The organism is Tardiphaga sp. OK246, assembly GCF_900188215.1.
GTDB lineage: Bacteria > Pseudomonadota > Alphaproteobacteria > Rhizobiales > Xanthobacteraceae > Tardiphaga > Tardiphaga robiniae.
Genome location: NZ_FZOX01000003.1, coordinates 723,834 through 744,576, shown reverse-complemented (window position 1 = coordinate 744,576; position 20,743 = coordinate 723,834). Strand labels below are relative to the sequence as shown.

Genomic DNA, 20,743 nt, shown 5'->3' with positions numbered 1-20,743 from the left:
ATCCCGCAAGCCTAATCCCGGTCTTCCCGTAGTTCGATAGGAGATATCGCGATTTTACCTTAGATAATCCGTAAATAGCCGTGCTATACACCCGGTATGAGCGATATCGACAAGATTGACCGGAAAATCCTCGCCGTCCTGCAGGCTGACGGCCGAATCGCCAATGTCGAGCTGGCCGAGAAGGTCGGCCTGTCTCCGACCTCGATCGGCGAGCGGCTGAAGCGGCTGCAACGCGAAGGCTATATCGAAGGCTATGGCGCGCGGCTCAATCCGCAGATGCTCGGTCTTGGCCTCCTGGTCTTCGTCGAGGTGCTGCTCGACAAGACCACGCCCGACGTGTTCGAGCGCTTCGCCCGCGCCGTGCGGCTCGCGCCGGAAGTGCTGGAGTGCCACATGGTGGCCGGCGGTTTCGATTATCTGGTGAAGGCGCGCGTTGCCGACATGAGCGCCTATCGTCGCTTTCTCGGCGAGAGTCTGCTGGCACTTCCCGGCGTGCGCGAGAGCCGTACTTACGCCGTCATGGAAGAAGTGAAGCGCGACGCACCGCTGCCGGTGGGATAGCGAGCCGGGATAACGCCGCCGTTGCCATGCCGTTGTCTTGGCAGCGTGAAGACCCTGCGTTAGGTTTCCGCGCGTTTCTCTCGGAGCAAATCATGCGGGCAGGCTACTTCAATCTTCGTGTCGCCGATTTTCGTATTCTGATGGCGGCAGGTGTCATCGCAGTGACTGGCCTGTTCTCGATGTCGCATGCGCGCGCGATCGAAATGTCCCGCGAGGTCAGCGATCTCTACACGTCGGTGTCGATCTACCCGCCATCGGCCGGTTCCATGACCATCTGCTACGGCTTCGTCTGCCGGCGTCGCCACGCCTTCGATTTCACGCCTGCCGACAGGGCCGCGCTCACCAAGCTTCTCGCCGCGGGCAAGGCGTCGGCCGCGGCGGAACGCGCGGCCGTGCAGAAGGCGGTGGTGTGGTGGGACCGCCGCGTCGGCCCGGTGCTCGGCACCGACAAGCGGATCGCCAATGCGGATTTCCGCTACTTCGACGACAAGCATAATTTCGATTGCTGGGACACGACGCGCAACGTCACCAGCCTGCTGCTGATCATCCAGGACTGGGGTTTGCTGAAGCACCACACGGTGGGCAATCCGCGCTATCGCGGCAATGCGCTGGTGCTGCAGACGCCGCACAATACCGCCGTGCTGCTGGACCGCGCGACAGGCACCGAATGGGTCGTCGACATGTGGACGCGCGGCTATGCACAGCTGCCGGACGTCAAGCCGGCCGATCAGTGGGTCAAGGAAAACTGAAGCAGGGAATGGAGGGCCGTCGCGTCGCTGAGGCGTGCGTCACGTCAACTGGCGGCTCTAAGGAGCGGACCTCGAAAGATCTCAGCTCGGGTTTTTGGAGTTAGGCTAGAGCGCACACCGCGGATCGAATTAGCGCAATCCTGCGTGAAACTGATTGCGTTGCAGGAGAGGTGCCCCTTTGGAGGAAACCGCTCGTGCCGAATGCGCTCTACATTGTTGAGGCGTGATCTGGAAAACTTCGGGGAAGCAGCCGGATCACACTGGTATCAAACCAGATGTATCAGACCTTGAGGTTCTCAGCCGAGGTCTTGCCGCGGTTGGCAACTTCCTCGAATTCAACGGTCTGTCCTTCGTTCAGTGTCGAAAGGCCAGCCTTCTCAACTGCCGAAATATGAACGAACACGTCCTTGCCGCCATTCGCCGGCTGGATGAATCCATAACCCTTCGTCGGGTTGAACCACTTCACAGTGCCTTTAGTCATCACGTCGTCTCCGCGGGATCAAAATCGATAACGAACTGCCGGTCCCCGCAAACCGGCATATCCGACATGCGCACGTTACCCGCGGATTGCCAAGCTTGATAGCTCAAACGGCGTGCAGAAATCGTCCAAACCGACCGTTATCTGTCCAATTTGCCGGGATTCGTCGCTATTCAGGATGTTTCCAACGCGGCGGAAGGTCGCAAAAGTAGAGTGCCGGGTTCGGTCGCAATACGACCATGCGTTGTCGCCTGCACGCTGGTGATATCGCTGCAATGCAAAACCCCGGCCGAGGTGGCCGGGGTTCGCAGCCCTCATGCGAGGATTAGTAGCAGACGTTAACCGTGCGCCAGCGTAGGCCGTAGGGCGTCATCACGCGGCGGCTCACATAGCACCCACCGCCGCCACCGACATAGCCAATGCCGAAAGTGGGGCCGTAGAAGCCGCCGCCATGGAAGTGGTGGTGATGGCCATGCCAGCCCCAGCCATGGGCCGATGCGGTGGACGGCGTCAGCGCCATCGCGCCGAGGGAAGCTGCTGCAACGAATGCGAGTGCGAGTTTGCGAAACATGGTCGTTCTCCTTCAGTGATGCGCGAAGCGCTGGTTGCGGGATCTGTCTGTTCGATCCATCGCAAATTCGTCGCATCGATTTCGGAGCGGGTTCGAAGAAATTCTGTAGGAATTTTCTGAATGCTTGTTCAGGCGGGCAAAGCATGTGCGCCCTGCAGGAACAGCGTTAAAGCGCGGAAACCATGTCGCTGGTAACAAGGGACGAAAGCACCTTCGCATCTGTGATCGTGCGTACATTCATCGGCGCGGCGCGACCGCGGATCGCGACGTCCTGTTGTGGCAGCGCGTCACCCGCGAGGCCTGCAGTGGTGCTTACTTCTTCGGAGATGATGACTTCGCAAGCGAGGCTCTTGGTCATGTCCTGCAGGCGTGCAGCGACATTGACCGCATCGCCGAGTGCGGTGAACACCATGTGGTCGCGATAGCCGATATCGCCGACGATGACTTCGCCGCCGTGAATGCCGATGCCGAAACGCAGCGGCTGCGGCAGGTCGTGGGCGAGGGCGCGATTGAGTTCCTCGATATTCTCGGCAATGAGCCGTGCAGCCTGCAGGGCCTGACGACACGCGTTCTGCGGATCGCAGGCGAGGCCGAACAGCGCCAGCTCGCCGTCGCCGATGAACTGGTTGGGCTTGCCGCCGCTTGCGATCACAGCTCGCGAGACGGCGTCGAGAAAGCGGTTGACGATGAACACCGTGTCGTAAGGCAGCCGCTTCTCGGCGAGCATGGTGGAGCCGCGCATGTCGACGAACATGCAGACGAGATAACGCTCCTGGCCGATCCGCGCCGGCTGCGACGCATGCGCATTCGCGCTGGTCACCTGCGGTGCGAACAATTGCACGAAGGCCACATCAGTTGTCGGCCGCAACTGGCAGGCCAGGCGAACCGCGGGGTCGGCAGCGCCGCCGATCCTGCTCAGCACGAAGGCTTCGCGCGCGGAAGGTGCCGGCAATGTCTCGACACCGCTGGTGACGCGAATGCGGCAGGTCGAACAGCGCGCGCGTCCGCCGCAGACGCTGGCATGCGGCACGCGATGACGTAGGCTCGCTTCCAGCACGCTGAGGCCGAGAGGGACGCGCAGCTTGCGACCGTCGCTATAGGACAGATTGATCATCCCGGCGCGGCGTTCGACGACCATGCGGATGGCGCGGGCTGCGAGCACGATACCGAGCAGCGCGAGATAGCCGATCAGGAGATCGTCGGTGATGTCGCCCAGTGTCTGCTGCTGTGGAGCGGTGCCCATCCGGTCCGGGCCGAAATTCTCGGCCTGCCATTGCGGCGATGCCAGCTTGGCCTCGACCTCACGCTTGCCCTGGAAGATGCCAAGCAGCGCCAGTGTCGGGATCAGCACGGCAGCCGATAGAAGATAGGGCGCGAGGCTCTTGAAATGGGCTTTCAGCCGCAGCCAGAAATACAGCCCGATACACCCGTGCAGCCAGGACACGACCACCACGAGATACATCGACCACGTCTTCGCGGGCGAGGTGATCCAGCCATAGAACACCTGAGGATAGCTGCGATTGATGTCGTACAGGTTTTCTCCCAGGCGGACGGCGACCACATGGCCGACGATGAGTGCGGGAATGCTGAGCCCGAGTACCAGTTGCAGCGGCTCGACGGCTCGCCAGCGGAATTGCCGGCGTTCGAACAGCGCCCAGATGCCGAGCACGCCATGGATCGTCACCGCCGAGTAGAAGGTCACCGCGACCGGAAAAAACTGCCAGAAGCCGGCATGGATGACGACGCCGGTCTGCAACGCGTCGAGCGAGATATTGCCAAGCGCGTGATTCAGAAAATGGCTGAGCAGATAGGTGAACAGCACGAGTCCGCAGACCAGCCTGACCTGGCGCAGCCCGATGCCGCGCCACCATGTGGTGGCGGGGGTGGCCCCGGGAGGCTTGCCGGCTGTCTTGAACGTTGCGTCCATGGCGAAACCCTACGGCGAGACGCGCTCCGATGCCATCCGGAGCGGTCTCCGGACAGACCTTATCCAGCAGTAAAGTCAACAAGTTGACAGCATGGCGAAGTCCGCCGAAAAGCTCGGCGATGACGTCTTTTCCCGACCCTTACCTCGATCGGAATGTCTCCCGCCGCGCCTTTTGGGTGATCGGTGCATTGCTGGTCTCGCTGACAGTGATGCGGCTGGTCTATGCCGGGCTGTTCGATCTGCGCACCGACGAGGCCTATTACTGGACCTGGTCGAAGGAAAACGTGCTGTCGTTCCTCGATCATCCGCCGATGATCTCATGGTTCATCCGTGCAGGCACGCTGATCTTTGGCGACACCAATTTCGGCGCGCGTTTCGCCGGTATCGTGGCGATGGCGGTGACGCAATTGCTGCTCGCCGACATCGTTCGCCGCGTCACGCAGGATCTGCGCGCGGTGCTGCTGGCGGTGCTGATGTCGGAAGCGGCGCTGTATTACGGATTGCTGATGGCCAAGGTCGCGCCGGATGTCGCGTTGATCCCGTTCGCCATGGCGATGCTGTGGTCGCTGGTGCGGCTTGCCGAAAGCCATGACGGGCGCTGGTGGCTCGCGGCCGGCGTCTTCGGTGGTCTCGCGCTGCTGTCGAAGCTGACCGTGGTGATGTTCGTACCGGGCATTCTCGCTTTCATGCTGGTGCCGGAATGGCGCGGGCGCTGGCTGCGCAGCCCGTATCCATGGCTGGCCGTGCTGATCGCACTGGCGATCTCGTCGCCGGTCCTGATCTGGAATGCCGGCCACGACTGGGCATCGTTCAGGTTCCAGTTCATCCGCGCCACCACGAACAACGAGGTGTCGCTGCGCACGCTCGGCGATTTTCTCGGCCTGCAGTTCGGTCAGGTCGGCTTCATCCTGATGCCGGTCATTCTCTCCGCGGTTGTCGTCACGGCATGGCGTGGCTATCGCCGCCGCGAACCGGTCGCGATCCTGCTCGCCACCTGCGTATTGGTGCCGTTCTTTTTCTTTGCATGGAAGTCGCTGACCCTGCGTGTCGGCGATACCTGGCCGATGTTCCTGTGGCCCGCCGGCATCGCTGCGGCGGCGATCAACCTGACGAAGCTCGCGGGCGACGGCTGGTCGCAGCGCATGGTGCGTGCCTCCTATGGCTGGAGCATCGCTGCCATCGCCACCGGCATTCCGCTGGTGGTCCTGGTCTTCCTCTATAGCGTGGCCGCGCCGTGGAACCTGATCGGCAAGAACGATCCGCTTGGCGGCGAGGGCGGCTATCAGGTGCTGGCCGACCGCGCACTGGCGGAGATGAAGAGCACCGGCGCCACCTGGATCGCGACGACCGACTACCGCACCTATGCGATGCTGCGCTGGCATCTCAAGGACAAGGTGCCGGTGGTGCAGGTCAACGAGCGCGCCAGATTTATCGGCTTCCGCGATCCCGGTATGGACAGAATTAAGGGGCACACCGGACTTTACATCGCGCAGACCGCGGACAATCAGCGCCCGCTGCTGGCGACGACGAGTGCGGTGCTCACGTCAGTTGCCGAAGTCGATACCATCTGGCGCGGCACGGCCATGAAGCACTATGCGATCGACAAGCTCACCGGCTGGACGCCGGACCTGACGCCGAAGCCTGATACGCCGTTCTATCGCTGGCCGGCGCTGGCCGAAATGTCTGTGCCGTCACGCATTCAGCTGGCGGCACGCTGAGGACTTTCTCCCGGTTGACGAGGCGGAAGCAGGCCGCGATTGGTGCATGCGACGTCCAGGTCGATGCCAAATATATCTTTCAATTCAACCTTGCCGGCATCCGTTACTTTAAAGGCGCGAGTCGCGCCCGTTCGCGCAACCCATCCGAGTTCCAGAAACCGCCGTTGCAGCTCGGCGCCGACCAATCCACCCACGTGATAGCGCCGCTCGCTCCAGTCCAGACAGGCCCGGCAGAAGATTCGCTTGCTGCGGCGGTCGGTTTCAAGCCTGGCTCCGAAGTCGCAGAGGAAGCGATGGCCTACGTCGGTAAGCACTCCGCCGTCTGCGCTCAGATGCATGTAGTCTCGTTCGATCAGCGCGTCCGCGACTGCAACGCCCAACCGTCCGGCCATGTGATCGTAGCAACTGCGTGCAAGGCACAACGCTTCATCGCGGGCGGAGCGCGGTCGATGCCTCGGTGGCATTTCCAGGGCCGCGACGGCGATCATGCTTTCCAGCATCTGGGCCACGAGCGGTGATGTGATCCGATAGTAACGAAACCGTCCGCTCGGTGTCACCGATATCAATCGCGCGTTGAGCAGCTGAGCCAAATGTTCGCTCGCGGTGGGGCGGGATATCCGCGCCTGAAACGCCAGCTCGGTTGCCGTGAGCGCCTGACCTCCCATGAGTGCCGCAAGCATGGTCGCGCGCGCAGTGTCGCCAACCAGCGCTGCGACTTCGACCATGTTTGCGGAGGCGACCATATCCCAGCGTAGCGGCTCGCCGGATATTCCGCCACTCCCGTCGGTTCGGCCGGTGCCGAACCAATTGGCCCGGCGCCAGCCGTCCCCCGGTGCGATGATGCGATCAATAGTGGCAGCCGGAGCGGAAACATGCAGGCACAGTTCATTCGCGTCGAACCGTTCTCATCCTATTTCGAGGCACGAAAGGTTCCTGTCGCGCCGGCCGTGCGCTATGGCGATCTCGTCTATGTCTCGCAATTGCCGCCCTATGATCCCGAGACCGGGGAGATCAGGCGCTTCCCGCTGGAGCGGCAGATCGAGATTGTTCTCGATCAGATGGCGCTGTGCCTTACGGCTGCGGGTTCATCGATCGACAGGGTGATCAAGTGCAATGTCTATTGCACGGGGGCCGATCAGTTCGAAACCATCAATCGGGTTTATGCGCGTTACTTCTCTGCGGATCCGCCGGCGCGCGGCTTTTTCATCGTTGCGGGATGGCATGGCCCGTTCGACGTCGAGGTCGACTGCGTGGCAGCGGTTTAGCAAGATCGTAGGATGGGTAGAGCGTCTTCGCGAAACCCATCACCCCAAACAAGACCGTGATGGGTTTCGCTTCGCTCTACCCATCCTACGATCACTGCGCCAAAATGAACTAATCCTCGCCGTCCCGCTTGCGCAGCAGATCCTTCGCGAGATCGCCAAGCTGCGGGCGTGGCAGCGCCGTGAATGGCAATGGCCGCGTCACATCGATGGCGGCGAGACCCAGGCGGGCAGTGAGCAGGCCATTGAGCATGCCTTCGCCGAGCCGCTGCGAGAGTTTCGCGGCGATGCCGTGGCCGAGCACCTGCTGGATCATGCTGTCACTGGCCGCCATGCCGCCGGTGATGGCGAGATGGCTGATGGCATGACGCATCAGCGTGATCATCCCGAGCGTCCCCGGGCGGCCGCCATAGAGTTTTGCGAGTTGGCGCACCAGCCGGATCGCCGCGGCGGCGACGAACAGCACATCGACCACCGCGCGCGGGCTGACGGCGGTCACCACCGAGACGCGCTGCGCGGCGACCGAGACGAGGCGGCGGGCTTCGATGTCGAGCGGGCTCATCAATTCACGTTCGGCTACGCGAATGAGATCGGCACCGTCGATGATATCGTCGGCATGGCCCTGCAGGGCCGTGCGCGCGCGGGCGAGGCGCGGATTGGTATGTGCGAGCTTCAGCAGGTCGGCCAGCACAGCGCGGCTCTCGGCATGGTCGTCGCTGGCGATCACGGCCAGCGCGCGGGCATGCAGCTTCTCGATGGTGGCGAGCCGCATCAGGCTCAGCGCCTCGCGTGTGATGATGGCGATCAGCGCGATGCTGACCAACGCGGCGAAGCCGAGGCCAAGAAAGCCGAGGCCGTCATTGATCGCGAACAGGTCGCGGACCAGCTGCGTGACGCCCAGACCCGTGCCGAGCAGCACGAGGCCGCCGAGTCCGGTCCAGAACAGCGTGCCCCAGCGGAAGCTTGATCGCACCGGTCGTAGCGGCTCGTCGATGACGACGGGCATCGCCATCGGATCGGCCTCGGGCGTGATGCGGATGGTGCCGCGGGCGAGGCGGCCGGCATCCTTGTCGGCGTCCATCACCGTGACATGGGGATCGTCGAGCCGGAACGTGGCCGGGCGGCGCGTACGGTCGGTCATTGCAGCCTGTCTCCGATCAGGAACTGGAGCGCGCGGTCGAGGCGGATGTGAGGCAGCGCCGGCTCCTCGCCGCCATCGCGCATGAGGAGCGGCGGGCGGAAGCGCAGGAAGCGATAATCGGCCTTGTCGGCGGCATCTGTCGAGAGGCCCTTGAAAGAACCGCCGGTGAACAAGCCATCGAGATCGGTCGGCAGGTCGCCGGGGAAGGTCGCGACTTCGGTTTCGCCGTCGAAGGTCTCGCCATTGGCGACCTCGCCCGCGGCCGGCGTGCCCAGGATCGACGGCAGCTTGTCGCGGCCGCGCTGCACCAGCGCTTCCTTGGTGGCGCGCACCGCAGCGATGGCGACGACGTCGACGGATGCACCAGCCAGCTCCGAACGCGACACCGCCTTGGTCACGGTGCGCCTGAGCACATCCTCCAGCCGGTCATGGCTGAGGTGATGCAGATGATCGGCCTTGGTCGCCGCAAACAGGATGCGATCGACGCGCGGGCGAAACAGCGTGCTGAGGATCGTGCTGCGGCCGATGCGGAAACAATCGAGAATGCCGGCGAGGGCGGCTTCGAGATCGTGCAGTGCTTCGGGTCCAGCGTTGAAGGCGGAGAGCGCATCGACGAGTACGATTTGCCGATCCAGCCTGGAGAAGTGATCGCGGAAGAAAGGGCGGACGACGACGTCCTTGTAGGCCTCATAGCGTCGCTTCATCATCGCCCACAGCGAACCATCCGGTGCACTGCCATCGCTGGCGACGTCGAGCGGCGCAAAGGTCAGCGCCGGCGAGCCCGCAAGATTGCCCGGCATCAGGAAGCGGCCCGGCGGCAGCAGGCTCATGGCAAAGCGTTCGTCGCGGCAGGCGCGCAGATAGTCGGTGAAGAGCCGCGCCGCGGTCAGCGTCGCCTGCTCATTCTCTGGCGCATTGGCGTCGAGCGTCGTGAGATGTGCGTGAAAGGCCGTCGCCAGCGCCCTGCGCGGTCCTTGCCGCGACAGCGCAAGGCTCTCCGCCGACCATTCCTCATAGCTCTTGCTAAGCAGCGGCAGGTCGAGGAGCCATTCGCCGGGATAGTCGACGATGTCGAGGGTGAGCTTGCGGTCGGCGCCGCTCGTGCGCTGATAGTCGATGACCAGACGCAGCTCGCTGATATCGGTGGTGGAGTTCGGCCAGCGGCGGTCGTCGATCAGCGTGCGCAGATGCTCTTCATAGGCGAACCGGGGAACGGCATCGTCGGGCTGCGGCGCGAGACGCGCCTTGGCGATGCGTCCGGTGGCGAGCGACTCGAAGACGGGAAAGCGTCCGCCGCGCGTCAGGCCATGCACCAGCGCGGTAATGAAGACCGTCTTGCCGGCGCGCGACAGGCCTGTGACCCCAAGCCGCACCGTGGGATTGAACAGACCATCGCCATAATCGAGCAATGCGCGCGCGGACAGCCGTGCTTCTTCGACGAGTTCGGACAGGCTGGGCATCGTGCGGGAAAGCTCATCATGGTGAATGGTGCGCGGGTGTTGGTCTGCCTCTAAAAATGGCGATTGTCTGACTGAAATCAAGTTCGTCACGAAAGCGTCGTTACTTCGTCGTTTGGCTTTCGTTGACGATCTCCAGCCTATGATCTATCGCTGATTTCAGGGGAAGTCACAGGCGGGCTTACGGGGCAAGCTCACCGCATCGCACCGGCCGGGTTGACGCCACCATGACCGTTTTCCGATTCAAAGAACTGACCAGTAATTCCGCTCACATGGTGGCCGGCGCGATCCGCTGGAATTACGACCGTGCCGAACTGATCGCCGACGGCATCGTTCACGGTCTCGGCGTGTTCTCCGGCCTGATCGCCGCCACTGTCCTCATCGTGCTCGCTGCCGTTTTCGCCACCGCCTATGAAGTGGTGACCGTCTCGGTCTATTCCGTGGGCCTGCTGGCCATGTTGGTGCTGTCGGCCATCTATAATATGTGGCCGGTGTCGCCGCGAAAATGGTTCCTGCGCCGCTTCGATCACTCCGCGATCTACTTGCTGATCGCGGCGACCTACACGCCGTTCTTTGCGCAGATCGCCAACACACGGCTCGCGATCTCGCTGCTCGCCGGCGTGTGGAGCGTCGCCATCACCGGCATCGTCATCAAGCTCGTTTATCCCGGCCGTTTCGATCGGCTCGCCGTGGTGCTCTATCTCGCCATGGGCTGGAGCGGCTTGATGGCCTATGACGCCGTGTTCACGCCGCTGCCGCCGCTCACCATGTGGTTCGTCGCCGCCGGCGGCACCCTGTATACGCTGGGCGTCGTATTCCACGCCTGGCAGCGGCTGCGTTTCCAGAACGCGATCTGGCACGCATTTGTCCTGCTCGGCGCCGCATGCCACTATACGGCCGTGCTCGACATGGTGCTGAGCACCTAGAGCATGATCCCGAAAAGTGGGTACCGGTTTTCGGATCAGATCATGCTCTAATAAGAAACAAAAACAAACAAAAAGGGAGTGCGGCATGCGGGTAGACGGCAAGGTCGTCGTCGTGACCGGTGGCGCCAATGGCATTGGCCAGGCGCTATGCGAGACATTTCATAAAGCGGGTGCTGCGAAAGTCGTCGTCGTCGATCTCGACGGTGAGCGCGCGACCGCCGTTGCAGAGTCCATCGGCGGCGCCGCATTCCGATGCGATGTCGGCAAGGAAAAAGATATCCAGCATGTGATCGAACTGACCGAACGGCATTACGGGCCGATCGCGCTGTTCTGCTCCAATGCCGGTATCGGCGGCGGCTTCGATCCCATGAGTCCGAATGCCGGTGGCACATCGGATGAACCATGGGCGCGGAGCTGGGCGATCCATGTGATGGCGCATGTCTATGCGGCGCGACATCTGATCCCGCTCTACAAGGCACGTGGCGGCGGCTACTTCCTCAACACGATCTCGGCCGCGGGGCTCCTCTCGCAAGTCGGCAGCCCGGCCTATTCGACCACCAAACATGCCGCGGTTGGCTTCGCCGAAAATCTGGCGATTTCACACCGGGCCGACAACATCAAGGTCTCGATCCTATGCCCGCAGGGTGTTGATACCAACATGCTGAAGAACATCCCGAAGGGCCCGCAATCCAATGACGGCAACCTGTCGCCAGAGCAGGTGGCGCAGGATGCACTCGCGGGCATCGAGGCGGAGACGTTTTTGATCCTGCCGCACAAGCAGGTCATCGACTACATGCGCAAGAAGACCGAGAACTACGACCGCTGGATCGGCGGCATGGCCAAGATCCAGGCGAAGATGCGGGAGACGTTTGGGACGAAGTGAGGGGAGGCGGGCCTTCCTGAACCTCGCCCCGCATTTGCGGGGAGAGGTCGGCGCGCAGCGCCGGGTGAGGGGCATGGCACGCGGCCAGCCACACAAAAGCCCTCTCGGATCTCTCTGAATGATGCCGTGTGGTTCAAGGAATTTCGCGACCCGAGAGACTGGCGCTGTGGCGAATGTCGCGCGCGGCCCCTCACCCGCCGCGAAGACGCAGCGACCTCTCCCCGCAGAGAGCGGGGAGAGGTAAGATCATTCCGCAGCTTCCAGCTTCGGCGGGCGCGGCCAGATCACCGGGACCGGCGGATCATAGGCCTGGATCGGCGGCAGGTTGCCGGTGAATTTCTCGGCATTCACCACCGTGAGCTGGCCGGTGCAGCCTTGCGCGAGGCGCGAGGTGCCGGTGTCCCTTGTCAGCACATTCGGATTGCCGTGCACGCAGAGCGGCTTCTCCTCGTTCGGATCCTCGGGATCGTAGTAGGCGCCGGTCGGCAGCTGCACAACGCCGGCCATCACATCTTCGGTGACGACGACGGATGCGAGGCAGGCGCCGCGCTGATTGAACAGCCTGATGATGTCGCCGTCCTTGATGCCGCGCGCATCGGCGTCGACTGGATGCATGCGGGCCACTTCGCGGCCGCGGCGCTTCTCGGCGCTGCTATGGCCGCCGAAATCGAGCTGGCTGTGCAGGCGCGACGCCGGCTGATTGGCGACAAGCTGCAGTGGATTCGTCGCATCGACCACATCCTCGGGCGTGAGCCACACCGGATGGCCGGGGCAGTCGTCGTAACCGAAACTGGCGATCGTGTCGGACGTGATCTCGATCTTGCCGCTGGTGGTCGGCAGCGGCGTGCCCTCGGGATCCTCGCGGAACGCGCGCAGCGTGCCGCCATCCAGCGGAAATTGCGGCAGCATCACTTCGCCGGCCGCCCAGAAAGCATCGAAATCGGGTGCGTCGAGACCCTTGGCGACCAGGCCATCGTACGTCGGCTGATAGAGATGTTTCAGCCATTCACGCGGCGTGCGGCCCTCGGTGAACTCGTGCGATTTGCCGAGGCGCTCAGCAAGGCCGGTGAAGATCGCGTAGTCGTCGCGCGCGTCGCCGAACGGCTCGGCCATCTGATGCATCGCCACCATCATCGGATCGGTTTGCGAGCTGCCGATGTCCTCGCGCTCCAGCGACATGGTACAGGGGAGCACGAAGTCGGCGTGGCGTGCCGATGCGGTCCAGGCGAGATCGTGCACCACCAGTGTGTCGACGCGCGCAAAGGCCTTGCGCAGGCGGTTGAGGTCCTGATGGTGATGGAACGGATTGCCGCCGGCCCAATAGACCAGCTTGATATCCGGATAGGTCATGTGCGCGCCGTTATATTCGAACGGTGCGCCGGGATTGAGCAGCATGTCGCTGACGCGCGCCACCGGAATGAATTCGCTGACGCCGTTCTTGCCCTGCGGCAGGCCGGCGATCGGCACGGCGTTCTGGCGGCGTCCGTAATTGGCGATGGCGCCGAGCGCATAGCCGAAGCCGCCGCCGGGCAGGCCCGATTGTCCGAACATCGCTGACAGCACCGAGGCCATCCAGACCGGCTGTTCGCCATGCTTGGCCCGCTGCAGCGAATGCGCGACCACGAACAGCGAACGCTTGCCGGGCAGGCGGCGCGCCAGCGCGAGGATGGCGTCGGCGGTGAGACCAGTGATCGCAGCGGCCCACGCCGCATCCTTCGGCTGGCCGTCGCTGCGGCCCATCAGATAGTCTTCGAAAGTATCCCAGCCATGGGTGTGGCTGTCGAGGAAGGCGCGATCATGCGTACCGTCCATGACCGCGGTATGCGCGATGCCAAGCATCAGTGCCACATCGGTGCCGGGGCGCGCAGCGACCCAGTCCTGGTTCACTTCATCCGGCAAATCGCTCTTCAGCGGCGAGATCAAAACGAGTTCGCCGCCGCGCTTGCTCAGCGCGATCATGTCGCGATGTTCGGTATGCTTGCTGATGCCGCCGCCGGCGACGCGCGAGTTCTTGGTGTTCATGCCGCCGAAGGCGAGAATGATATCGGTGTGCTCGACGATTTCATCCCAACCGATATTGCGGCGGGTCATGTCTTCGTAGTTGCCGAGGATGTGCGGAATGAGCACCGTCGACGCGCCGGCCGAGTAGCTGTTGACCGACTTCACATAGCCGCCGAGTGCGACATTCAGAAACCGATGGATCTGGCTCTGCGCATGATGGAAACGCCCCGCGCTCGACCAGCCATAGGAGCCGCCATAGATCGCCTTGGCGCTGTAAGTATCCTTGACGCGCTTCAGCTCACAGGCGAGCAGGTCGAGCACCTCGTCCCATTCCATCTCGACGAATGCATCGCGGCCGCGACGGTCATCCGGGCCGGGGCCATTTTCGAGCCAGCCACGACGCACCATCGGCTTGGCGATGCGCGCTTTGTGGCGCAGCGCCTCGGGGAAATTTTGGATGATCGGATTCGGATCGGGATCGATCGGATGCGGCGTGATGACGAGCTTGCCGTCGACCCACTGTCCGGAAAAGGCACCCCAGTGGGAGCTGTGCGATTTCTTGGCGTTGTCGTTCGGCTGCTTGGTCATGCCGGCCCTTCCGTTATGATCCTGTCATATCAATGCTTCTGTCCATAAAGCACGGGAACGGCCGAGTCGACGATGACTTCGACAAGGCTGACGCCCGGATGTTGCAGACTGGCCGCGAAAGCGCCCGCAAGTTCCGATGATTTGCTCACACGCACCGCATGCGCGCCCATGCCTTCCGCCAATTTGACGAAATCCAGACCGGGAAGATCCAGCCCGGGAACATTGCGCACCTGCATCACCCGGCTGAACGCGCGCATCGCGCCGTAACCGGAATTGTTGATAACCACTATGGTTAAAGGCAATTTGCGCTGCGCGGCGGTCCACAATGCCTGGATCGAATACATCGCCGAGCCGTCGCCGATCAGGCACACGGTGCGGCGATCCGGATAGCCCAGTGCCATGCCGACCGAGGCGGGGAGGGAGTGGCCGAGACCGCCTGAGGTCATGGTGTAGAAACTGTTGGCGCCGCGCATCGGAAGATACTTCTGCATCGCCGGGCGATGCGAGGGTGCCTCTTCCACCAGCATCGCGTCTGCAGGCATGGCCCGCGACAGCGTGTGCAGCAGATAATCTATCGGGATCGGGTCAGCACCTGCGGGCGGCGGCGGCAGGATGCGGCCCTTGGCGACTGCCCGTTTGGTATCGGGCAGCAGCTCAAGTAGCAGCGTCAGCGCCGGCTTCATGGTCGCGATGATGCTGGTACCGATCGGTGCCACGGCGGCGGAGTCCGCATCATCGGTGATCTGGAAGATCGTGGTATCGCCGTCGAAGATCGCGGCATGGCCTTCCACGTGGAAGGTGAATACCGGCGCGCCGATCACGACGACGAGATCGTGTTCGCGCAGCGCGTCGGAGAGTTGCGCCGGCGAGGCATGCAGGAAGCCTGCGAATTGCGGATGAAGTTCCGGGAAACTGCAGCGCGCCGAGAACGGACTGACCCAGACGGCGGCCTTTGTTTTCTCAGCAACGCTGACCATGAGATCGACGGCGTTTGCGCGATCGATCCCGGGGCCAACGATGAGCGCCGGGTTCTTGCTTGTGCCGAGTGCGGCGACAAGTTCCTGCATCGCCTTGGGATCTGGCCCGAGCTCGCGGCTCACATGGCGCGCCTCAAGAGGTTCGGCCTGATGCGTCCAATCGTCGATCGGCACCGACACGAAAGTCGGTCCGCAAGGCGGCTGCATCGCGACGTAATAGGCGCGCGCAATCGCTGCCGGCACGTCCTCGGCGCGCGCGGGCTCGACGCTGTATTTTACATAGGGCCGCGGAAATTCCGAGGCGCGCTCGGCATAGAGAAACGCCTGCAGCGGCAGGATGCTGCGCGCCTGCTGGCCGGCGGTGATGACCATCGGCGTCTGGTTGCGATGCGCGGTGTAGATATTGCCGAGCGCATGGCCGACGCCGGCGGCGGAATGCAGATTGACGAAAGCGGCATTGCGCGTTGCCTGCGCATAGCCATCGGCCATGCCGATGACCGAGGCTTCCTGCAGGCCAAGCACGTAATCGATATCGTCGGGCCAGTCGGACAGAAACGGCAGTTCCGTCGAGCCGGGATTGCCAAAGACTTTTTGGATGCCGAAGCCGCGCAACAGATTCAGCGTGGCGTCTTTGACGGTCACGGGAGTACGGGCGGCGGTTGTCTTGCTGTCGCGGGCCAAGGTCGTTTCCTCACGGGATCGGGCAGTTGTCTGCCGTGTGTTGTTGACTCATCAACAGCAGGAGAGGGCCGGGAGTCAATCGGGGAGGAGGGGCAAAACCGCCCCGACGGAGCGGAGGCGCGCTGTCGCTCCCTCTCCCCGCTCTTGCGCGGGGAGAGGGGTGGGGTGAGGGGCGGGGCACATAGCCCGCGAAAGGCTGGGAGATTGCGGATCGAAAAGTCGAGATCCGATAGGTGAGGCCACTGGGTCTCTATAGCGTGCGGCCCCTCACCCGCCGCGAAGGCGCGGCGACCTCTCCCCGAAATGCGGGGAGAGGTTAGGTCAGAGCGTCGCTGCGGCTACCAGCTCGCCGTCGCCTTCATGGTCGGGGCGCCCTGATGGTTCGCTGTCCAGACCTCGAGACCGTCCGCCGTCTCGTTCGCATTCACCGAGAAATTCGCGCCGTCGAACAGCGGTGACACGCCGCGATAGCTGAATTTGGCCGGCGCCTTGCCACCCTTCAGCTTGGCCGCGAATTCCACCAGCAGGGCTGCCTGCAACGGCCCATGAAACACGAGGCCGGGATAGAATTCGACCTTGGTGACATAGTCGCGGTCGTAATGGATGCGGTGACCGTTGAATGTCAGCGCCGAGTAGCGAAACAGCAGCACGGGATCGGCGTAATGCGTCTCCTGATGCTTGGCCGCAGGGACTTCCTTCGGCGCGGGGGCCGGCGGCGCCATGCTGGTCGGCATGTCCCTGTAGACGATGTCCTGGCGCTCGCGGATGGCGAGGCCACGCTTGGTGGTGATCAGGTGCTCGACATTGACGAAGCACAGCGCGCCGGTCGAGCCGGTCTTCAGGTTGACGTCGAGGATCTTCGAGGAGCGCGTGACCTCGTCGCCGACAAGCAACGGTTCGATGAACTGCACTTCACCGCCCGCCCACATGCGACGCGGCAGCGGCACAGGCGGGAGAAACCCGCCGCGCGCCGGGTGACCGTCGGGGCCGAGCTTGTCCATCGCGGCGACGGGCTGCGCCAGGCACCACTGCGTTGTGAACGGCGCGGCATCGCCCGGCTTCGGCGTGCCGATGTCGAGGAACAACGTGGCGCGCAGGCCCTTTACGAGCTGCGCAGTCACGACGTCGGAGGCCTCAATGGTGCGACCGATCCACTGCTTGAGATGATCGATGTCGAGCTTGTCGGTCATGACGACCTCCGTCTGATCTTGAAGATTACTTCTGTACTTCGCCTATGCCGGGCACCGCGCCGTAGCTGCGCGGCGCATCGACCCAGATCGCGGCCGGCGCCGGATACGACACTTCGCCATTCGGCGTGTTGACGGTGATACGGCGCAGATGCGGATGGTTGGTGAGATCCGCCATGGTATTCACCTCGGCAAAGGCGATATCGGCGTCGGTCAGGCGCTTCAGCAGTTCGTCGCGGCCGAGCGATCCGAAGATGGCGCTGACGGTCTGGTCGGTGAAGGCGCGGTTGCGCACGCGCTCGACGCCGTTGACGAGGCGCGGATCGGCGGCGAGGTCGGCATTCCCCAGCACCTTGGCGCAGAGGATCTTCCACTCACGCTCGCTCTGGATCGAGATCAGGATGTCCTTGCCATCCTTGGAGCGAAACACGCCGTAGGGCGCGATCGAGGGATGGGCAAGGCCCATGCGCTTCGGCTCGTTGCCAGCCTCGGCATTGAGCAGCGGCACGGTGAGCCAGTCCGCCATCACATCGAACATCGAGATGCGGATATCCGCGCCTTCGCCGGTCACCGAACGCCCGATCAGCGCTTCCAGGATCGCGGCATGCGCGGCTGCACCGGTGGCGACGTCGACGATGGAGACGCCGACGCGCGACGGGCCTTCGGGGCCGCCGGTGATCGACGCCAGCCCGCTCTCGGCCTGGATCAAGAGGTCATAGGCCTTGCGATGGGCATAGGGGCCGGTGTCGCCATAGCCGGTGATGGTGGCGCAGATCAGCCGCGGATAATCCTTGCGCAGCCGCTCGCGGGTGAAACCGAGCTTGTCCATCGAGCCGGGCTTGAGGTTCTGGATCAGCACGTCGGCGGTGGCGATCAGCTCTTCCATGGCCTTGCGGCCGTCCGGCGTGGAGAGATCAACGACGACGGAATCCTTGCCGCGGTTGAGCCAGACGAAGTAGCTGCTCTGGCCCTTCGCCGCGGCGTCGTAACCGCGGGCGAAGTCGCCTTCGGGTCGCTCGATCTTGATGACATGTGCGCCGGCATCCGCGAGCCGCGAACTGCAGAATGGTGCGGCCACCGCCTGTTCAACGGCGATGACGGTCAGTCCCTTGAGCGGCAGCATATGTCTATCTCAATACGAGCGCGGCATGCCGAGCACGTGCTCGGCCACGAAGGACAGGATCAGGTTGGTCGAGATCGGCGCCACCTGATACAGACGGGTCTCGCGGAATTTGCGCTCGACGTCGTATTCCTCGGCAAATCCAAAACCGCCATGAGTCTGGATACAGGCATTGGCCGCTTCAAAGGACGCATCGGCGGCGAGCATCTTGGCCATATTGGCCTCGGCGCCGCATTCCATGCCGGCTTCGTATTTGCGCAGCGCTTCCTTCACCATCAGTTCGGCCGCGCGCATATTCGCATAGGCCTTGGCGATGGGGAATTGAATGCCCTGGTTCTGGCCGATCGGGCGACCGAACACCTGACGCTCCTTGGCGTAGGCGCTCGCCTTGGCGATGAACCACTTGGCATCGCCGACGCATTCGCTGGCGATCAGGATACGCTCGGCATTCATGCCGGAGAGGATGTAGCGGAAGCCCTTGCCCTCTTCGCCGATCAGGTTTTCCGCCGGCACCTTCATGTCGGTGAAGAACACTTCGGTGGTCGCATGGTTCATCATGGTGCGGATCGGGCGGATCTCGAGGCCGTTCTTCTTGGCCTCTTTCATGTCCACCAGAAACACCGACAGGCCGTCGGTGCGCTTCGCCGCCTGTTCCTTCGGCGTGGTGCGCGCGAGCAGCACCATCAGGTCGGAATATTCGGCGCGGCTGGTCCAGATCTTCTGGCCGTTGACGATGTAGTCGCCGTTGTCGTCCTTCTTCGCCACCGTCTTCAGCGAGGATGTGTCGGTGCCCGAGGTCGGCTCGGTGACGCCGAAGGCCTGCAGGCGAACTTCGCCACTGGCGATCTTCGGCAGCCACTTGGCCTTCTGCTCGTCATTGCCATGACGCAGCACCGTGCCCATCGTATACATCTGCGCGTGGCAGCCGCCGCCGTTGCAACCGGCGCGCTGGATCTCTTCCAGGATCGCCGCTGCTGCGGAGAGCTTGAGGCCGGAGCCGCCATATTCCTCGGGGATCAGAACCGACAGGTAGCCGGCTTCCGTCAGTGCATCGACGAAAGCCTTCGGATAGGCCATTTCGCGGTCGAGCTTGCGCCAGTATTCACCGGGGAACTGTGCACACAGTTTGGCAACGGCATCGCGGATATCGTGGAATTCGTCCTGTTCCGCGGGATGGTGTTTCGTCAAGGAATTGAGCTTCTCTTCTTGAGGGGAAAATTATGAATCCTGACCGGCATTACGAAATCCTCACCGGGAGGGTCTCGTAGCCTTTAACGAAGCTCGAATACACGCGCTTGGGTTCCCCCACAACTTCGATGTTCTCGAACCGTTTCAGTATCTCCTCCCAAACGATCCTCAATTGCAACTCCGCCAGGCGCATGCCCACGCAGCGGTGTATGCCAAAACCGAATGACAGGTGAATCTTCGGCCGCGCGCGGTCGATGATGAATTCGTTCGGCCGCTCGATCACCTCCTCGTCGCGGTTGCCCGAGACGTACCACATCACCACCCGGTCGCCCTTCTTGATGGTCTTGCCGCCGAGCTCAGTATCCTGCATGGCGGTACGGCGCATATGCGCCAGCGGCGTCTGCCAGCGGATCACTTCGGGGACCATGGTCTCGATAAGCGACGGATTGTCGCGCAACTTCTGATACTGGTCGGGGTTCTCGTTCAGCGCCAGCACCGAGCCGGTCATGGTGTTGCGGGTGGTATCGTTGCCGCCGACGATGAGCAGGATGATATTGCCCATCAGCGTGTCGGCATCCATGAAGCGCGTGGCGTCGCTATGCGCCATCATGGAAATCAGGTCATTCCGTGGGTCGGAATTCACGCGCTCGTTCCAGAGTTTCTGGAAATAGGCCGCGCATTCGTCCATCTCGCGGCGGCGCTCTTCCTCCGACGACACGATTCCACTTTTTGGCAGCGCGGTGGACACGTCCGACCAGCGCGTCAGCTTGCGGCGCTCCTCCCACGGGAAGTCGAACAGGGTCGCAAGCATCTGCGTGGTGAGTTCGACCGAGACGCGTTCGACCCAGTCGAAGGTCTCGCCGCGCGGCAATCCGTCGAGCACCTTGCAGACGCGCCCACGGATCAGCACCGCCATCTCGTCGAGATGTGTTGGCGTGAACATCGGCGTCACGGTCTTGCGCTGCGCGCTGTGCTTCGGCTCATCCATGGCGATGAAGCTCGGCCAGTCATAGCCTTCCGGCACGTCGCGGATCGCGATGCCGCCATGCTTCACGTCGGACGAGAAGATGCCGTGATTGGTGTCGACATGCATGATGTCGTGATACTTGGTCACCGACCAGTAGGGCTCGATCGGTGCATTGGTGCAGTAATGCACCGGCTCTTCCTTGCGCAGCCGTTCGAAGAACGGCCACAGCGTATCGGTCGCGAACAATTTCGGCGCGCCGGGATGGAAGTCCTTCAGCGGCGTCGAATAGGCGATCTCGCGCGCGACGCGCTGGATCTCGGCTTTGTCAGGATTGATCCTGGCTTGGATATTCATGGCGTCT

General features: G+C 63.0%; 18 protein-coding genes. 6 read left to right on the top strand and 12 right to left on the bottom strand.

Annotated elements, in window-relative coordinates; all coding sequences use genetic code 11:
- Window positions 1-96: 96 nt before the first annotated feature.
- Window positions 97-561, top strand: coding sequence for an Lrp/AsnC ligand binding domain-containing protein (locus tag CHC01_RS16465; RefSeq protein WP_089265307.1), 465 nt, complete (start codon window positions 97-99; stop codon window positions 559-561).
- A gap of 140 nt (window positions 562-701) precedes the next feature.
- Complete coding sequence (locus CHC01_RS16460) at window positions 702-1,310, top strand: hypothetical protein (RefSeq protein WP_089265708.1); 609 nt, start codon at window positions 702-704, stop codon at window positions 1,308-1,310.
- 280 nt (window positions 1,311-1,590) lie between these two features.
- Here CHC01_RS16460 and CHC01_RS16455 read toward each other — a convergent pair whose 3' ends face one another.
- From CHC01_RS16455 to CHC01_RS16445, 3 genes are all read right to left on the bottom strand, one after another.
- Window positions 1,591-1,791, bottom strand: a complete 201-nt coding sequence (locus CHC01_RS16455) for a cold-shock protein (RefSeq protein WP_068734210.1) — start codon at window positions 1,789-1,791, stop codon at window positions 1,591-1,593.
- Between the two features lie 322 nt (window positions 1,792-2,113).
- Complete coding sequence (locus tag CHC01_RS16450; protein WP_089265306.1) at window positions 2,114-2,359, bottom strand: hypothetical protein; 246 nt, start codon at window positions 2,357-2,359, stop codon at window positions 2,114-2,116.
- A gap of 166 nt (window positions 2,360-2,525) precedes the next feature.
- Window positions 2,526-4,286, bottom strand: coding sequence for an adenylate/guanylate cyclase domain-containing protein (locus CHC01_RS16445; RefSeq protein ID WP_089265305.1), 1,761 nt, complete (start codon window positions 4,284-4,286; stop codon window positions 2,526-2,528).
- Window positions 4,287-4,405: 119 nt separating this feature from the next.
- Here CHC01_RS16445 and CHC01_RS16440 point away from each other — a divergent pair, with 119 nt between their 5' ends.
- On the top strand, window positions 4,406-6,004 hold the full coding sequence (locus CHC01_RS16440) for a glycosyltransferase family 39 protein (protein ID WP_089265304.1): 1,599 nt from the start codon (window positions 4,406-4,408) through the stop codon (window positions 6,002-6,004).
- Here the strand turns inward: CHC01_RS16440 and CHC01_RS16435 are convergent.
- Window positions 5,986-6,729 (bottom strand): ArsR/SmtB family transcription factor, encoded by a 744-nt coding sequence (locus CHC01_RS16435; RefSeq protein ID WP_244558382.1) that lies wholly within the window; start codon window positions 6,727-6,729, stop codon window positions 5,986-5,988. The genes CHC01_RS16440 and CHC01_RS16435 overlap by 19 nt on opposite strands.
- Before the next feature lie 147 nt (window positions 6,730-6,876).
- On the opposite strand from CHC01_RS16435, the gene CHC01_RS16430 reads away from it, so the two are divergent.
- Window positions 6,877-7,269 (top strand): RidA family protein, encoded by a 393-nt coding sequence (locus CHC01_RS16430; RefSeq protein ID WP_089265302.1) that lies wholly within the window; start codon window positions 6,877-6,879, stop codon window positions 7,267-7,269.
- Window positions 7,270-7,378: 109 nt separating this feature from the next.
- Here CHC01_RS16430 and CHC01_RS16425 read toward each other — a convergent pair whose 3' ends face one another.
- Together CHC01_RS16425 and CHC01_RS16420 are read right to left on the bottom strand one after the other, a co-directional pair.
- The gene (locus CHC01_RS16425) at window positions 7,379-8,407 is read right to left on the bottom strand and encodes a YcjF family protein (RefSeq protein WP_089265301.1); all 1,029 of its coding nucleotides are present in this window, start codon (window positions 8,405-8,407) and stop codon (window positions 7,379-7,381) included.
- On the bottom strand, window positions 8,404-9,867 hold the full coding sequence (locus CHC01_RS16420) for a YcjX family GTP-binding protein (RefSeq protein ID WP_089265300.1): 1,464 nt from the start codon (window positions 9,865-9,867) through the stop codon (window positions 8,404-8,406). Before CHC01_RS16420 ends, CHC01_RS16425 begins: the two co-directional genes overlap by 4 nt.
- 224 nt (window positions 9,868-10,091) lie before the next feature.
- Between CHC01_RS16420 and trhA the strand changes: the two genes are divergently transcribed.
- Together trhA and CHC01_RS16410 are read left to right on the top strand one after the other, a co-directional pair.
- Window positions 10,092-10,790: a PAQR family membrane homeostasis protein TrhA gene (gene trhA, locus CHC01_RS16415; protein ID WP_089265299.1), complete on the top strand. Its 699-nt coding sequence runs from the start codon at window positions 10,092-10,094 to the stop codon at window positions 10,788-10,790.
- An 85-nt stretch (window positions 10,791-10,875) separates the two neighbouring features.
- Complete coding sequence (locus CHC01_RS16410) at window positions 10,876-11,673, top strand: SDR family oxidoreductase (protein WP_089265298.1); 798 nt, start codon at window positions 10,876-10,878, stop codon at window positions 11,671-11,673.
- A gap of 246 nt (window positions 11,674-11,919) precedes the next feature.
- Here the strand turns inward: CHC01_RS16410 and CHC01_RS16405 are convergent, their stop codons facing one another.
- The 6 genes from CHC01_RS16405 to CHC01_RS16380 all read right to left on the bottom strand — a co-directional run bounded on the left by CHC01_RS16405 (window position 11,920) and on the right by CHC01_RS16380 (window position 20,736).
- Window positions 11,920-14,262: a molybdopterin guanine dinucleotide-containing S/N-oxide reductase gene (locus CHC01_RS16405; RefSeq protein ID WP_089265297.1), complete on the bottom strand. Its 2,343-nt coding sequence runs from the start codon at window positions 14,260-14,262 to the stop codon at window positions 11,920-11,922.
- Between the two features lie 29 nt (window positions 14,263-14,291).
- Window positions 14,292-15,920, bottom strand: coding sequence for a benzoylformate decarboxylase (mdlC, locus tag CHC01_RS16400; RefSeq protein ID WP_089265296.1), 1,629 nt, complete (start codon window positions 15,918-15,920; stop codon window positions 14,292-14,294).
- 338 nt (window positions 15,921-16,258) lie between these two features.
- Window positions 16,259-17,110 (bottom strand): HTD2 family dehydratase, encoded by an 852-nt coding sequence (locus CHC01_RS16395; RefSeq protein ID WP_089265295.1) that lies wholly within the window; start codon window positions 17,108-17,110, stop codon window positions 16,259-16,261.
- 25 nt (window positions 17,111-17,135) lie between these two features.
- A complete protein-coding gene (locus tag CHC01_RS16390) occupies window positions 17,136-18,230 on the bottom strand; it encodes a CaiB/BaiF CoA transferase family protein (protein ID WP_089265294.1) in 1,095 nt (364 codons plus the stop codon).
- Between the two features lie 9 nt (window positions 18,231-18,239).
- Window positions 18,240-19,415 (bottom strand): acyl-CoA dehydrogenase family protein, encoded by a 1,176-nt coding sequence (locus CHC01_RS16385; RefSeq protein WP_089265293.1) that lies wholly within the window; start codon window positions 19,413-19,415, stop codon window positions 18,240-18,242.
- A gap of 49 nt (window positions 19,416-19,464) precedes the next feature.
- Window positions 19,465-20,736 carry a cytochrome P450 gene (locus CHC01_RS16380; RefSeq protein WP_089265292.1) on the bottom strand — a complete coding sequence of 424 codons (1,272 nt, stop codon included), beginning with the start codon at window positions 20,734-20,736 and terminating at the stop codon, window positions 19,465-19,467.
- Window positions 20,737-20,743: the final 7 nt, after the last annotated feature.